The organism is Sphingomonas edaphi (assembly GCF_003583725.1).
Classification (GTDB): domain Bacteria; phylum Pseudomonadota; class Alphaproteobacteria; order Sphingomonadales; family Sphingomonadaceae; genus Sphingomicrobium; species Sphingomicrobium edaphi.
On record NZ_QXTF01000001.1, the window covers coordinates 96339 to 110744 of the forward strand.

Here is a 14406-nt window from a genome sequence, read left to right on the forward strand (position 1 = left end):
CGGCGCTCGCCATGCATGAACTTGCACTGCCGCTACTCGTCGGGCTGATCATCTTGGCGCTCGCGTTCGACTTCCTGAATGGCCTGCACGACGCGGCCAATTCGATCGCGACGGTGGTGGCGACCAAACTGCTGGGCCCGGTTCAGGCCGTCGCCTTCGCCGCCTTTTTCAATTTTGCGGCCTATTTCCTGACGCTGGCCTGGCCGCAATTGCATGCAGTCGCGGATACCATCGGCAAGGGGCTGATCGATAAAGACTTGGTTACACCATCGGTTGTCTTCGGCGCGCTAGTCGGCGCCATGTTCTGGAACGTGGTCACTTGGCTCAAGGGCATTCCGTCCTCGTCCAGTCACGCATTAGTGGGTGGCATCGTTGGAGCAGGCGTCGCCCATGCGGGCCTTACGGGCGTGCAATGGACCGGTCTTAACAAGACATTGGTCGCGATTGTCCTTTCGCCGACCCTTGGCATGCTATTGGCGATGTCGATCATGCTTGGGTCGAGTTGGCTGCTTGCCCGATCCAGTGCCAAAAAGGCCGAACGGACCTTTCGGTCGCTCCACCTGGTTTCGTCAGCTGCCTATTCGCTAAGCCACGGCCTGAACGATGCTCAGAAAACGATGGGGATCATCACTGTTCTCCTCTATTCGACCGGTTACCTCACCGGCGACTTCGAAGTGCCTCACTGGGTCGCGATCAGTTGCTATATTGCCATCGGTCTTGGCACATTGATGGGCGGTTGGCGGATCATCGAGACGATGGGCAGCCGCATCACCAAGCTGTCGCAGCACCAGGGCTTCTCGGCGTCGCTCGGTGGATCCGCAATCCTGTTTTCCGCGAGCGCGATGGGCATTCCTGTTTCGACGACGCATACCATCACCGGAAGCATCATAGGTGCCGGCGTGGCCCGCCGCGCGTCGGCGGTCCGGTGGGGAGTAGCGCAGAATGTCGTCATGGCGTGGCTCATCACCATTCCTGCGTCCGGGCTCGTCGCAGCCTTCTTCTACTGGCTAACGACCTTGTTCGCCTGACCTTTCCCCTTGCCGGGACGGTTGCGACATTCCATATCTGGGACAGGTACTTGGGGCGGGGACGCGCGTTAACGCATCTGCCAGTTTGATTGTGCGATAAACCGGTTTAGCATGACCGGCCGGCCGCGGTGCGGCTGAGTGACGAGGACAAGGGACCTAAATGACTAAGCTTTCCGGCGGCGGCGATAGCAAGAGCACGCTTTACTGCAGCTTCTGCGGCAAGTCGCAGCATGAGGTACGCAAGCTGATTGCGGGCCCGACCGTCTTCATCTGCGACGAGTGTGTCGAGCTCTGCAACGACATTATTCGCGAAGAGACCAAGTCCGCGCTGGTCAAGACTCGCGACGGCGTTCCGACTCCTTCGGAGATCTTCAAGGTTCTTGACGATTATGTCATTGGCCAATCTCGGGCGAAGCGCGTCCTGTCGGTGGCTGTCCACAACCATTACAAGCGACTCAACCACGGCGCCAAGACGGGCGCCGACGTCGAGCTCGCCAAATCCAATATCCTGCTGATCGGCCCGACCGGCTGCGGCAAGACTCTGCTAGCTCAGACGTTGGCGCGCATCCTCGATGTACCTTTCACCATGGCCGATGCGACGACGCTGACCGAGGCCGGCTATGTCGGCGAGGACGTCGAGAACATCATCCTGAAGCTGCTGCAGGCCAGCGACTATAATGTCGAAAAGGCCCAACGCGGGATCGTTTACATTGACGAAATCGACAAGATTTCGCGCAAGTCGGACAATCCCTCGATCACCCGCGACGTGTCAGGCGAGGGCGTGCAGCAGGCTCTACTGAAGCTCATGGAAGGCACAACTGCCTCGGTTCCGCCGCAGGGTGGCCGCAAGCATCCACAGCAGGAATTCCTGCAGGTCGACACGACCAATATCCTGTTCATTTGCGGCGGCGCTTTCGCGGGCCTCGAGAAGATCATCGGCGACCGCCTACAGGGCAAATCGATCGGTTTCGGCGCTTATGTCGCCGCGCCGGAGGAAAAGCGCACGGGCGAAACGCTGAAATCAACGGAGCCGGAAGATCTGCTGAAATTCGGCCTGATTCCCGAGTTCATCGGCCGACTGCCAGTCATCGCCACGCTGGAAGACCTTGACGAGGAAGCGCTGGTCAAGATTTTAATCGAGCCGAAGAATGCCTTGGTGAAACAGTACCAGAAGCTGTTCGACATGGAGGATGTGGAGCTGGAATTCTCCGACGAGGCACTGCACGCAGTCGCCAAGAAGGCGATCGAGCGAAAGACCGGCGCCCGTGGCCTCCGGTCGATCCTCGAAGGCATCTTGCTCGATACCATGTTCGACCTGCCATCCATGGAAGGCGTCGACGAAGTGCATGTCGACAAGGACGTGATCGACGGTCGCAAGGACCCGGTCCGCGTCTATGCCAAAAAGGACAAGACGGCATCTTCTGGCGGCGACGCGGCTTAACCGGTGGCGAGCGTCACCGCGCCCGCCCGGCTCCTCGACGATAGTTTTCTAAGATTCCTCCCAGCTCCGGTGCGCGAACCGCGCCGGGCCTGGTTGGCGATCCTGACCGGCTGGCTCCTCAGCCTGGCCGGCAGCATCGTGCTGGCTCTCATCATCAGCAGCGTCGCCCCGGACATGGCTAAGCCCGATTTTGCTGGGCTGAGCGGCATGTACGCCATTTTCCTGCTGGTCGTGTTTTCGCCACTCCTCGAAACACTAATCATGGGCGGCATCCTGGTGCTGCTGCAACGCTTCCTGAAGCCGGCAGCTGCCGTCATAACTAGCGCGCTCCTTTGGGGCGTTGCGCATTCGCTAGGCGCGCTGAGCTGGGGCTTCGCCATTTGGTGGCCCTTCCTCATTTTCTCGACGCTATTTGTCGTCTGGCGCCAACGCGGGTTCTGGATTGCGGTCGGAGTCGTGACCGCCACGCACGCGCTACAGAACCTTGGACCGGCGTTGATGCTAGCAGGATACGTCAGTCCGGCGTTGCGCTAGGCGCCACCGCTGCCCATATAACGGGTATGACAATTCGTACGCTTCCCGTTTTGCCCCTTCGCGACATCGTCGTTTTTCCGCATCGCATCGTCCCGCTGTTCGTCGGCCGGGAAAAATCCGTTGCCGCGCTCGAGGCCGCGATGGCCGAGGACAAGGAACTCTTCCTGGTCGCACAGCTCGATCCGGGCGAGGATGATCCCGACCGCGATGCCGTCTATGACCTAGGCGTTATTGCCACGGCAATGCAGTTGCTAAAGCTCCCCGACGGAACGGTCCGCGTACTTGTGGAAGGCGCAAAGCGCGCGCGGCTGGTGAGCCTTCTCGAAGGCGACGGCTACCAGAAGGCCGAAGTCGAGCTAGTCGACGAGGAAGAGGCCGACGCGACCGAGGCGCAGGCGCTCATGCGGTCGGTAATCGACCAGTTCGAAAACTACGCCAAGCTCAACAAAAGGCTGCCGGCGGAAACTTCGATGCAGCTCGGAGAAATCGAAGAGCCGTCGATTCTGGCCGACGCGGTGGCGTCCAACTTGTCGATCAAAGTCAGCGACAAGCAGGCGTTGTTGGGAGAACTCAATCCCGCACGTCGGTTGGAGATGGTGTTTGCCTTCATGGAAGGCGAACTGGGTGTCCTGCAGGTCGAAAAGAAGATCCGCAGTCGCGTAAAGCGCCAGATGGAGAAGACGCAGCGCGAATATTATCTCAACGAGCAGCTTAAGGCGATCCAGCGCGAGCTGGGCGAGGGAGAAGAGGGCGGCGACGAGCTCAACGAGTTGGCCGCTAAGATTCGCAAGACACGCCTTAGCAAGGAAGCGCGCACCCGGGCGAACGCCGAGTTGAAGAAGCTTCGCGCCATGGCACCTATGAGTGCCGAAGCCACTGTTGCCCGCAATTACCTCGATGTCCTGCTCGGCCTCCCATGGGGGAAAAAGTCGCGCCTGAAGCGGGACATTGCCGAAGCGCAGGCGGTGCTGGACGAAGACCATTACGGTCTCGAGAAGGTCAAAGATCGGATCGTCGAATATCTGGCGGTGCAAGCCCGCACCAACCGGCTGAAGGGGCCGATCCTGTGCCTTGTCGGACCGCCGGGCGTCGGCAAGACCTCGCTTGGGCGCTCCATTGCCAAGGCGACGGGTCGCGAGTTTGTGCGCCAGTCACTGGGCGGCGTTCGGGATGAAGCGGAAATTCGGGGACATCGCCGAACCTACATCGGCTCGCTGCCTGGCAAGATCATCTCCAACCTGAAGAAGGCAGGAACGAGCAATCCGCTGTTCCTGCTCGACGAAATCGACAAGCTCGGACAGGATTTTCGAGGCGACCCAGCTTCGGCGCTGCTTGAAGTCCTCGACCCTGAACAAAACAGCAAGTTCCAGGACCATTACCTGGAGCTCGACTACGACCTGTCCGACGTCATGTTTGTCACGACGGCGAACTCCCTCGACATGCCGCAACCGCTGCTTGATCGAATGGAGATCATCCGGCTTGAGGGGTATACGGAAGACGAGAAGGTCGAGATCGCTAAGCGCCATCTCATTCCGAAGCAGATTGAAGCGCACGGCCTGAAAGATGGTGAGTTGGAGTTTACCGACGACGGACTCCGCGCTGTCATTCGCCATTTTACGCGGGAGGCGGGTGTTCGCACGCTTGAGCGGGAACTGGCCAAGGTCGCGCGTAAATCGCTCCGCCAAATTCTTGAGAATAAAACTGAAAAAGTCTCTCTAACCGCTGAAAATGCCGGTGAATTCCTCGGCGTTCGTCGCTATCGCTATGGCGTTGGCGAGGAAGAAGACCAGATTGGCGCGGTTACTGGGCTTGCTTGGACCGAGGTTGGCGGTGAACTGCTGACGATCGAAGCGGTGACGGTGCCCGGCAAGGGTCAAATCAAGACCACCGGCAAGCTTGGCGAAGTCATGACCGAATCCATCGCTACCGCGATGAGCTTCGTGAAGGCCCGCTCGCCCAGCTATGGCGTGAAGCCGTCAATCTTCGCCCGGAAGGACATTCACGTCCACTTGCCCGAAGGCGCAGTGCCTAAGGACGGACCGTCCGCCGGCATTGGCATGGTCACGGCGATGATCTCGACGCTGACGGGTATTCCGGTTCGACGGGATGTCGCGATGACGGGTGAAGTTACTCTTCGTGGACGGGTTCTGCCGATTGGTGGACTGAAGGAAAAGCTCCTTGCTGCGCTGCGCGGCGGAATCGAGACGGTGCTAATCCCGGCCGATAACGAAAAGGACCTGGCCGAGATTCCGGCATCCGTGAAGGAAGCACTGGAAATCATTCCGGTTGCCCATGTCGACGAGGTTCTCGCGCGTGCTCTCGCGCAACCGATGTGCCCAATCGAATGGACCGATGCCGATGAACAGGCCACTGATCCGATAGTTCATCCGCCAGTCGGGGGTGAGGGCGCGACAGTCCGCCACTAACTGTTTTGACTTACGGGCGGGAACTTGCCTTAAATGTTGACCTTCCATGACCGCGAGTCCCCGCGGCGCTCAATCGGGAGCTTTGGAGAATGAATAAGCAGGAACTCATCGGCCATGTTGCCGATCGCGCCGGACTTTCGCGAAACGACGCAAGCCGCGCGGTTGAGACCATGCTGGAGGTCATTACGTCGACCTTGAAGCGTGGTGACGAAGTTCGGCTGGTGGGTTTCGGAAATTTCTCCGTGACGCGCCGCAAAGCTTCCACGGGCCGCAATCCGCGCACCGGGGAACCGATGCAGATCAAGGCGACCTCGCAGCCCAAATTTCGTCCTGGCAAGGTGCTGAAGGACGCAGTTCAATAAGATTTGAAAGGTCCGGCAACAGGCTGGACAGGGTCGATGCGCTCGCCTAATGGCGCCCGACCGTTCAGGCATGGGCGCGTAGCTCAGCGGTAGAGCACACCCTTCACACGGGTGGGGTCACAGGTTCAATCCCTGTCGCGCCCACCATGCCTGGAACGAGCAGGTCACTACGGACCGCTCGTTCAAGGCACTTTCCTTATTGCAGGTACCCCGGCTGGAAGCTGGCCACCCGGCGAAGTTCACTCCAGTCTGTAAACTGGATTTCACGTCCACGACGCTTAATGAGGCCTTGCCGTTCGAGGTCAGCAAACACCCGGTTCACGTTGACCGAAGTCTGTCCAGTGATGTCAGCAATCTGTTGCTGGGTGAACGGGTTCACCATTGCGTCGTGACGAACGTCGATACCGCTCCGTTCTGCAGTCTCGCATAGCAGGTGGGCGACACGAGCGGTGGAATCGCGGCGACCGGTATTGACCAGCCATTCATAGCCGATGGAATTGTGACGCTGAATCAGCTTCCAGAAGAAGCGAGCCAGTTCTGGATTCTCCTCGACCAGTTCGTTGAAGTCTTCCGCCCGGCCGACCATCACTTCGCTTTTAACGATCGCCTGGATGCCGTAGTCCGCCGCGCCTTCCCGCGGCAGGATTCCGTCACCCGGAAAGCGTAGGGCGACGATCTGTCTCCGGCCGCTGCCATCAGTCTTGAATTTCGATAAAATGCCGGACCGGACGAACATCACTTCGTCTCGGGCCACTCCGGGCTCGCGAAACGGCCGTCGCGGTTCAACCTGTACAACTTTGTGAGGCATTTGCACCAGCATGTCCGCGTACTGCTCTTCCAGTCCAGCCTGGATGAGGCGGTCGCGCAGGCTCACGCCGGAATCGCCCGATGGGCGTGTCCGTCGAATCGTCATTCCATTCTCCCCGTAACCGGAATGCGCCCCGCTCGCCGGTTCCGCAAGCAATTAATCCAGTCCACAAACCAAGGTTATTAACCCTGATTCGCGTTAACGGAGAGTTGGCTACGTAATTGTTCGAATACTGCCGGTCGCAATTCTCGGCCGGACTTGAGATCAGGCGGCCCAGGCCAGCCAGCGTCGACGAATTCTTCTCCGGCGAACGTACGCCGCGTTTCGTAGCGGGGGAAGACGTGGAAGTGAACATGCGGGTCGACCATCATCAACATTAGATAGTTGATGCGCTCGTACGAAATCTCGCGAGTAAGCATGGCTTCGATGTCTGCGGTGATTGTCGACAACTCTGTGTGGGCCCCAGGAGGCAATTGGCCGAATGCAGTTGCGTCGCTCTTGGCGGCCAATACCAGCGAGCCCAATGTCACTTGTTGCGGGCGGAGTAGAACGACCCAATGCTCATATTCCCTGACCAGCGTGTTCGGGTATCCGAATTTCGCCATCGTTTCATTCGACATGGGGCACCTTGTGTTCGGGTCGCTTGCCAAGCTGGACCGGCAACCTTAAGGAGCCACCGCGCCCCATCAAGGCGTTTTGTGGCGATCGTAGCTCAGTTGGTTAGAGCATCGGTTTGTGGTACCGAGGGTCGCGGGTTCAAGTCCCGTCGGTCGCCCCATTTTTCCTTAGCCAGACAGGCAGTTAGGCGATCCATGAACACCCCTTGGGGCTACCCCGATTTCGACGCGCATGAAGCGCTGCATTTCGTTACCGACGAAAAGAGCGGGCTGCGCGCCATCATCGCGATGCATTCGACCCATCTCGGGCCTGCCGCCGGCGGCACGCGCTTTTGGCATTACGCCGATGACGCGGACGCTCTGACAGACGCGCTGCGACTGTCGCGGGGGATGAGCTACAAGAACGCTATGGCTGGACTGCCTTTGGGTGGCGGAAAGGCCGTCATCCTCGCCGATAAAGACCGGACTAAGTCGCCAGAGATGCTGTCAGCCTTCGGCCGCGCGGTGCAATCACTGGGCGGCAAATATGTGACCGCCGAAGACGTCGGGATCTCGGTCGCCGACATTACGAAGATCTCCACCGAGACAAAATATATCGCCGGCTTGCCGGTCGAAGGGGGAGAGGTCGGCGGCGACCCAGGCCCGCACACGTCGCTCGGCGTGTTTCTCGGCATCAAGGCGGCTGTGAAGCGCGCCTTGGGCAAGGACAGCCTCAACGGCCTGCACATTGCCATGCAGGGCGCCGGCAGCGTTGCTGGCGGCGTTGCGCGGTTGGCGGCCCAGGAGGGCGCGAGGCTCTCGATTGCCGACGTTGACGTCGGGCGGGTTGAGAAACTTGCCGCGGAAACGGGCGGCACCATTGTTTCGCCGGCGGATGTCCTGTCATTGGAGGCCGACGTCGTCAGCCCGTGCGCGCTTGGCGCGATCCTCACAGAGGAATCGATCGCCGCGCTCCGCACTCCGATCGTTGCGGGCGGTGCGAACAACCAGCTTGCTGCGCCCGGCGACGGCGCCCGCCTTCACGCACGAGGAATTCTCTACGCCCCCGACTACGTCATCAATGCCGGCGGCATCATCAACGTGTCGACCGAGTATCTGAACGACGGAGGGCCGGAGCTGGTCCGTTCGCGCATCGAAGCGATTCCGGGTCGTCTCGAGCAGATTTGGACTGAAAGCGCGAGCAGCGGCCGCGATCCTGCTGCCGTCGCCGACGCCATGGCGCAAAAACTGATTGGCCGCGGCTGATTGAAGCGCGGGCAGGGGTTCGCTAGGGCCATTGGCCATTCGCCATGCACGGTTACGCCAACCCAGCCCGTTTCCTGAAGATTGCCCGGCCCGCTACTGGCTGGCTGCTGGGCATTGGCCTGGTGCTGTTGCTTGCCGGCGTGATCGGGGGCTTGGTTTTCACTCCCCCCGATTATCTGCAGGGCGAGACGGTCCGCATCCTTTACATTCACGTTCCGTCCGCCTGGCTCGGCATGGCGGGTTGGGCATCGATAGCCGCCGCGTCGATCAGCCAAATCGTCTGGCGCCATCCATTGGCAGCAGTGGCGGGGCGCGCACTGGCACCGGCCGGCGCGACCTTTGCCGCTCTATGCCTTGCCACCGGTTCCATTTGGGGTCGGCCGACTTGGGGAACCTGGTGGGAATGGGACGGCCGGCTAACGTCAATGCTGATCCTTTTTTTCCTCTATCTCGGATACATCGCTCTGGCCTCGGCGGAGCGTGAGCGAGGCGGCGAGGGGCGCATGGCCGCAATTTTCGGGTTGGTCGGAGCGATCAACCTGCCGATCATCCATTATTCGGTGCTGTGGTGGCGCACGCTTCACCAAGGGCAGTCAATCAGCGTCGCCGGAGGATCGACGATTGCGCCGGAAATCCTTTGGCCGTTGCCGCTGACCATGCTGGGTTTCACGGCGGTCTTTGCCGCGGTCTCGTTGATGTTGATGCGGGCAGACCTTGCCCGCACAAAGCTCGAGGCTCGTCTTCGCCGGAGCGCAGCCGAATGAACCAGTGGTCCTTCGTCATCGCGGCATATGCCGTCGTCGGGCTGGGCGTCGCCGGGTTGCTCGCCTTCGCCTTTGTCACGATGCGGCGAGCAGAACGCGCTGCAGATGCCGTAAGGCGCCGGCGATGATGGTGCGGCCAAAGCATCAGCGCCTTGTGCTGGTCACTCTCGCAGTTGCGGCCGTGCTTGGCGCCGTCCTGCTCGCGATGTGGGGGCTGCAAGATCGCGCGGCATATTTCGTGACGCCGTCCGACATTGCTGCCGGAAAGGCAGAGCCTGACACCGCTATGCGGTTGGGGGGAATGGTCGTCGAAGGCTCGCTGGTCCGCGAGCGTGACGGCGTTTCGATCCGGTTTGACGTCAGCGACGGCAAGGCTGTGACGCCGGTCGCATACCGGGGGATCACCCCCGACCTTTTTCGAGAGGGTAGTGGCGTGGTTGCCGAAGGCCGTTTGCAGCCAAGCGGGCTATTTGTCGCCGACCACATCCTGGCAAAGCATGACGAGCGTTATATGCCGCCGCAAATGGCCAACGAAGTCGCCGCTCGGTGATTGCGGAAGCCGGACTGGCCAGCCTTTGGCTTGCGGCGGCGCTCGCGGCTTTGCAACTGGGGCTCGCTGCCGGTCTAGGCGGAACGCCCGGCAGGCAATTGTCCAGCATTCGGGCCGTTGCGATCGGGCAGGGCATATTGACGGTGCTGGCATTCGCCAGCCTGGTTCTGCTCTTCCTGAGGAGTGACATGAGCGTCCTTCTCGTGGCGGAGAACAGCCACAGCCAGAAACCGTGGCTCTATAAGTTCTCCGGCACTTGGGGAAATCATGAAGGATCCATGCTGCTGTGGGTCATGGTCCTGGCGCTCGCCGGAGCGATTCTGGCCTTATTCGAGCGTCGGCTCGACCGACGCACTCTCGGGGCGACCTTGGGCGCCCAGGCGATGCTCGCTCTTGGCTTCTTCGCCTTTCTGCTGTTCGCATCCAACCCGTTCGAGCGCCTTAGTCCTGCGCCGGTAGACGGACGTGGTCTTAATCCGCTGCTCCAGGATCCGGGCCTCGCTTTCCACCCGCCGACTCTCTACCTCGGCTATGTCGGCCTGTCGGTTGCGTTTAGTATCGCAGTTGGTGGCCTTGTCCGCCGCAATGTGGGACCGGCGATCGCCCGCGCGATGCGCCCGTGGGTCTTGGCCGCCTGGGTCATGCTGACGCTTGGCATCACCGCTGGTAGCTACTGGGCTTATTATGAGCTGGGCTGGGGCGGCTGGTGGTTCTGGGACCCCGTGGAAAATGCCTCGCTGATGCCATGGCTCGCTGCAACTGCTCTATTGCATAGTGTGAATGTGCTGGCGGCGCGCGGCGGCCTTCGTGCCTGGACAATGATGCTGGCGCTCGTAGCCTTTTCGATGTCGATGGTCGGAACGTTTCTGGTACGCTCGGGAATCCTGACATCAGTACACTCGTTCGCGGTCGACCCCACGAGAGGTAGCTTCATCCTTGCCCTGCTGACGATCTACATCGGCGGCGCGCTCACCTTGTTCGCATTCCGTATCGCGACAGTGAAGGAAGGCGCACCGTTTGAACCCGTGAGCCGCGAAGGCGGACTTGTCGCGAACAACCTGCTGCTTTCGGTAATCCTCGGCATTGTGTTCGTCGGCACCCTTTATCCGTTATTGGCGGAAGCGCTGTCAGGCGAAAAGCTGTCGGTTGGGCCGCCTTACTTCGATGCTGTCGCAAGTCCTTTAGCGCTCCTGCTTGCTGCGTTGATGGTGATCGCGCCCCAACTTCGGTGGCGGAGGGATGCGGCGCCGGTTCTGCCACGGATAGCGCCCGGGCTGGTTGTCGGCAGCGGCGTCCTTATGGCAACGATCGTGTTGGCGCCCGGCATCGGCCTGCTTCCGCGCCTTGGCCTGACACTGGGGGCCACACTGGTGCCCGCCAGCCTCCAGCCGCTCCTGAACCGTTCGCTTCGCCGGACCCCGCTTGCTGTGTGGGGAATGTGCCTCGCTCACCTTGGCGTTGCGGTCTCGATGATCGGAATGGCGTCAGATAGCGCATTCACTCGCGAACGACTCGCGGCCGCCCGTCCGGGCGACAAGATCGAAGTGGGTCCTTGGCTCGTGGAGTTTCGTGACATTACGCCCGTAGCGGGCCCCAATTGGACTGCACTGGAGGCAGAATTGAGGGCATCGCGGGGATCAGGCGTTGTGGTTCTCAATCCGCAAAGCCGATTCTTTGCCGAGCCACCAACAACGACGAACGAAGCGGCGATCGACACCAGTTGGAACGGGCAAATTTACGCAGTCCTTGGCGAACAGGATGGGGAAGGGCGCTGGCAGTTGCGGCTGTGGTGGAAACCCTTCGTGACGCTAATCTGGTTCGGGGGCTGCCTTATCGCGCTTGGTGGCGCGCTGGCGCTGATTGGCCGATTCTTCCGTGAGCGGAGACCGCGTCGCCGGGGAGAGGACGCGTTCGCATGAAGAGCGCCTCCCGTTTCATCCCGCTGCTAGTCCTACTTCTGTTTGTCGGAGCGGTAAGCTGGCGTTTGGCAGTGCCCAACGACGAAAAAATACCATCGCGTTTAACCGGGCAGCCGCTGCCGCCTTTCGAATTGCAGTCGGCAGTAGAAGGCGTGAAAGGGCTGTCTTCGCGCGACTTCGCCAGCGGAAAGCCGCGCTTGGTCAATGTCTTCGCAAGCTGGTGCGTGCCGTGCATTGCGGAGGCGCCCTTACTACTTGAACTACAGCGCCAGGGCGTGCCGATTGATGCCATCGCGGTGCGGGACAAGCCTGTAGACGTCGCGAACTTCCTCAAGCGCCATGGCAACCCGTTCGAACGAATTGGAAGCGATCCTGAAAGCCAGGTACAGCTGGCATTGGGATCGTCGGGCGTACCTGAAACATTCATCGTCGATGGCCGCGGCATCATCCGATACCAGCATATGGGCCCGATCGAGGCATCGGATCTCGCCGAGCTTCGTCAGCGCTGGGAGCAAGCTCGATGAAGTACCGGGCGCTCATACTGCTCCTTATGATGGCGGGGCCGGCGCGCGCGGACAGTGATCTGCCTCCCGCCCGATATGCCAACGAGCAGCTTGCCGATCCGCGACAGGAAAAAGCCGCAAAGGCCTTAATGGAGGAACTGCGCTGCCTCGTATGCCAAGGTCAGTCGATTGCAGACAGCGACGCCGAAATGGCTGGCGACATGCGAGCCTTGGTCCGGCAAAGAATTGCAGCGGGCGAACGGCCGGATGAAGTCCGTGACTGGCTAGTCCAGCGCTATGGCGATTGGGTGAGCTACCGCCCTCCGGTAGAACCGATGACCTGGCCGCTATGGGCTGCGCCGATCCTCCTGATTGCTGCCGGCGCCTATTTGCTGCGCCATCGTTTCCGGAGGCGCGACTGATGGGCTTTGTCTGGCTTGTGCTGCTGGCTGCCTTGCTGGTGGCGCTTCTTTGGCTACTCAAAGTTCGAGGACCCGTGCTGACCCTATCGGCCGCGGCTATCCTGTTCGGCTGCGCAGGCTATGCGCTGCAGGGGAGACCGGACCTTGGCGGCAGCCCGCGTGCGGCAGCCGAGCGAGCAGCCCCCATGCCACTGACCGGGGCGCGGCACGCGCTGACCGGGCAGTTCGACTATGCCGACACGTGGCTCAATATTGCCGACGCGCTCGCGTCACGAGGCCGCACGGAGGACGCGGCGAAGCTGTTGCAGACGCAGGTAAAGCGTCATCCAGGTGACTATAAGCTGTGGCTGGGCCTCGGCAACGCGCTTGCTGACCATAGTCGAACGCTCAGCCCGGGGGCGCGCTTCGCTTTTGCGCGATCGGCCGAACTGGCGCCTGGCCATCCCGCACCGCTCTTCTTCCTAGGACTAGCAGAAGCCAGGTCCGGCAACTCGGCCGAAGCCGTACGAATCTGGCGTGAAGTCTTGGCCAATGCGCCCGCGAATGTCAGCTGGCGGCCGATCGTCGAAAACGGATTGCTGCTGGTAGAGCAGGGGGCGCCGTCAATGACAGCGCCCCCCAAGTCAAATCAGGCGGGTTCGTAGGGAAGTCCGAGCGCTTCCGCGACTGGCTGGTTGCGAATCTTGCCGCCCGACACGTTGAGGCCATTCGCCAGGTGCGGATCGGCAGCCATCGCCTTCTCCGCGCCGAGGTTCGCCAGCTTCAGCGCAAACGGAAGCGTCGCATTATTGAGCGCAAACGTTGAGGTACGGGCGACCGCGCCCGGCATATTGGCCACGCAATAGTGGATAACACCGTCGACCTCGTAAACGGGGTCGTCATGGGTCGTTGCCTTCGACGTTTCGAAGCAGCCGCCCTGGTCGATGGCAATATCGACGAGAACGCTGCCGCGCTTCATCGTCTTCAGCATTTCGCGCGTGACCAGTTTCGGGGCCGCGGCGCCTGGAACGAGTACCGCACCGATGACGAGTTCGGCTTCCTGCACGGCCTGCGCGATCGCCGCCTTCGACGCAAAAGCAGTTTTGATCTGGCTACCAAAGTGCATGTCGAGCTCGGCCAGACGGTCGTTGTTTATGTCGTAGATGGTCACATCGGCGCGCTGGCCGGTGGCCATTTGCGCTGCGTTAATTCCAGCAACGCCGCCACCGAGGATTGCTACCTTAGCGGGGGCCACGCCCGGTACGCCGCCGAGCAGGACGCCGCGTCCGCCCTGTTCCTTTTCAAGGTAGTGCGCGCCGACCTGGATCGACATTCGGCCTGCAACTTCGCTCATCGGTTTGAGGAGCGGGAGAGCGCCGGAGTTCGACGTGACGGTTTCATAAGCGATGCACGTCGCGCCCGACTTCATCAGACCCATAGTCTGATCGGGATCTGGCGCCAGATGAAGGTAAGTGAACAGGAGGTGGTGGGGCCGCAGCATGGCGATTTCGCTCGCCTGCGGTTCCTTCACCTTTACGATCATCTCCGCCTTTTCGAAGACATCGGCGGCGGTTGGCAGGATCGTTGCTCCGGCCTTCTCATAGGCCTTATCGGAAAAATCGATGCCCATGCCGGCGTTCGTTTCGACAAACAGCTCGTGACCATGGGCGACCAGTTCCGCCACCGAAGCGGGCGTCAGGCCGACTCGATACTCGTGATTCTTGATTTCCTTCGGCACTCCGACGCGCATGATACGTTCGCTCCAAATTGGGAAAGTGGCGGCCCTATAGACCGGCAGTCGCGCGATT

16 protein-coding genes and 2 tRNA genes are annotated in these 14406 nt (G+C 60.9%); 15 read left to right on the forward strand and 3 right to left on the reverse strand.

Annotated features, from left to right (window positions below; genetic code table 11):
- Positions 1–11: 11 nt before the first annotated feature.
- The 6 genes from D3M59_RS00475 to D3M59_RS00500 all read left to right on the forward strand — a co-directional run bounded on the left by D3M59_RS00475 (position 12) and on the right by D3M59_RS00500 (position 5938).
- Complete coding sequence (locus D3M59_RS00475; protein WP_119530468.1) at positions 12–1028, forward strand: inorganic phosphate transporter; 1017 nt, start codon at positions 12–14, stop codon at positions 1026–1028.
- A gap of 160 nt (positions 1029–1188) precedes the next feature.
- Positions 1189–2469: an ATP-dependent Clp protease ATP-binding subunit ClpX gene (gene clpX / locus D3M59_RS00480; protein WP_119530471.1), complete on the forward strand. Its 1281-nt coding sequence runs from the start codon at positions 1189–1191 to the stop codon at positions 2467–2469.
- A 3-nt stretch (positions 2470–2472) separates the two neighbouring features.
- A complete protein-coding gene (locus D3M59_RS00485; protein ID WP_147416671.1) occupies positions 2473–3003 on the forward strand; it encodes a hypothetical protein in 531 nt (176 codons plus the stop codon).
- A gap of 26 nt (positions 3004–3029) precedes the next feature.
- Positions 3030–5429, forward strand: coding sequence for an endopeptidase La (gene lon / locus D3M59_RS00490; RefSeq protein WP_119530476.1), 2400 nt, complete (start codon positions 3030–3032; stop codon positions 5427–5429).
- Positions 5430–5518: 89 nt separating this feature from the next.
- A complete protein-coding gene (locus D3M59_RS00495) occupies positions 5519–5791 on the forward strand; it encodes an HU family DNA-binding protein (protein ID WP_119530479.1) in 273 nt (90 codons plus the stop codon).
- Positions 5792–5863: 72 nt separating this feature from the next.
- Positions 5864–5938 (forward strand) — tRNA-Val (locus D3M59_RS00500).
- Positions 5939–5987: 49 nt separating this feature from the next.
- Here the strand turns inward: D3M59_RS00500 and D3M59_RS00505 are convergent.
- Positions 5988–6704 carry a Crp/Fnr family transcriptional regulator gene (locus D3M59_RS00505; RefSeq protein WP_119530482.1) on the reverse strand — a complete coding sequence of 239 codons (717 nt, stop codon included), beginning with the start codon at positions 6702–6704 and terminating at the stop codon, positions 5988–5990.
- Between the two features lie 77 nt (positions 6705–6781).
- Entirely contained in the window at positions 6782–7219 is a 438-nt protein-coding gene (locus tag D3M59_RS00510) for an HIT family protein (protein WP_119530485.1), read from the reverse strand.
- A gap of 81 nt (positions 7220–7300) precedes the next feature.
- Here D3M59_RS00510 and D3M59_RS00515 point away from each other — a divergent pair.
- From D3M59_RS00515 to D3M59_RS00550, 9 genes are all read left to right on the forward strand, one after another.
- A tRNA-His gene (locus D3M59_RS00515) sits at positions 7301–7377 on the forward strand.
- Between the two features lie 34 nt (positions 7378–7411).
- Positions 7412–8461 carry a Leu/Phe/Val dehydrogenase gene (locus tag D3M59_RS00520; RefSeq protein WP_119530487.1) on the forward strand — a complete coding sequence of 350 codons (1050 nt, stop codon included), beginning with the start codon at positions 7412–7414 and terminating at the stop codon, positions 8459–8461.
- 44 nt (positions 8462–8505) lie between these two features.
- A complete protein-coding gene (ccmC, locus tag D3M59_RS00525) occupies positions 8506–9225 on the forward strand; it encodes a heme ABC transporter permease CcmC (RefSeq protein ID WP_119530490.1) in 720 nt (239 codons plus the stop codon).
- On the forward strand, positions 9222–9353 hold the full coding sequence (locus tag D3M59_RS12295; protein ID WP_267896907.1) for a hypothetical protein: 132 nt from the start codon (positions 9222–9224) through the stop codon (positions 9351–9353). The genes ccmC and D3M59_RS12295 overlap by 4 nt, the downstream gene beginning before the upstream one ends.
- Before the next feature lie 2 nt (positions 9354–9355).
- Entirely contained in the window at positions 9356–9775 is a 420-nt protein-coding gene (gene ccmE / locus D3M59_RS00530; RefSeq protein WP_199662388.1) for a cytochrome c maturation protein CcmE, read from the forward strand.
- The gene (locus tag D3M59_RS00535; protein ID WP_119530495.1) at positions 9772–11694 is read left to right on the forward strand and encodes a heme lyase CcmF/NrfE family subunit; all 1923 of its coding nucleotides are present in this window, start codon (positions 9772–9774) and stop codon (positions 11692–11694) included. Before ccmE ends, D3M59_RS00535 begins: the two co-directional genes overlap by 4 nt.
- On the forward strand, positions 11691–12218 hold the full coding sequence (locus tag D3M59_RS00540) for a DsbE family thiol:disulfide interchange protein (protein WP_119530497.1): 528 nt from the start codon (positions 11691–11693) through the stop codon (positions 12216–12218). The genes D3M59_RS00535 and D3M59_RS00540 overlap by 4 nt, the downstream gene beginning before the upstream one ends.
- Positions 12215–12619 (forward strand): cytochrome c-type biogenesis protein, encoded by a 405-nt coding sequence (locus D3M59_RS00545; RefSeq protein ID WP_119530500.1) that lies wholly within the window; start codon positions 12215–12217, stop codon positions 12617–12619. Before D3M59_RS00540 ends, D3M59_RS00545 begins: the two co-directional genes overlap by 4 nt.
- Entirely contained in the window at positions 12619–13263 is a 645-nt protein-coding gene (locus tag D3M59_RS00550) for a tetratricopeptide repeat protein (RefSeq protein ID WP_158581909.1), read from the forward strand. Before D3M59_RS00545 ends, D3M59_RS00550 begins: the two co-directional genes overlap by 1 nt.
- On the opposite strand, the gene ald is transcribed toward D3M59_RS00550, so the two are convergent.
- Positions 13248–14348 (reverse strand): alanine dehydrogenase, encoded by a 1101-nt coding sequence (ald, locus tag D3M59_RS00555; RefSeq protein ID WP_119530506.1) that lies wholly within the window; start codon positions 14346–14348, stop codon positions 13248–13250. The two genes, D3M59_RS00550 and ald, sit on opposite strands and share 16 nt — an antisense overlap.
- Positions 14349–14406: the final 58 nt, after the last annotated feature.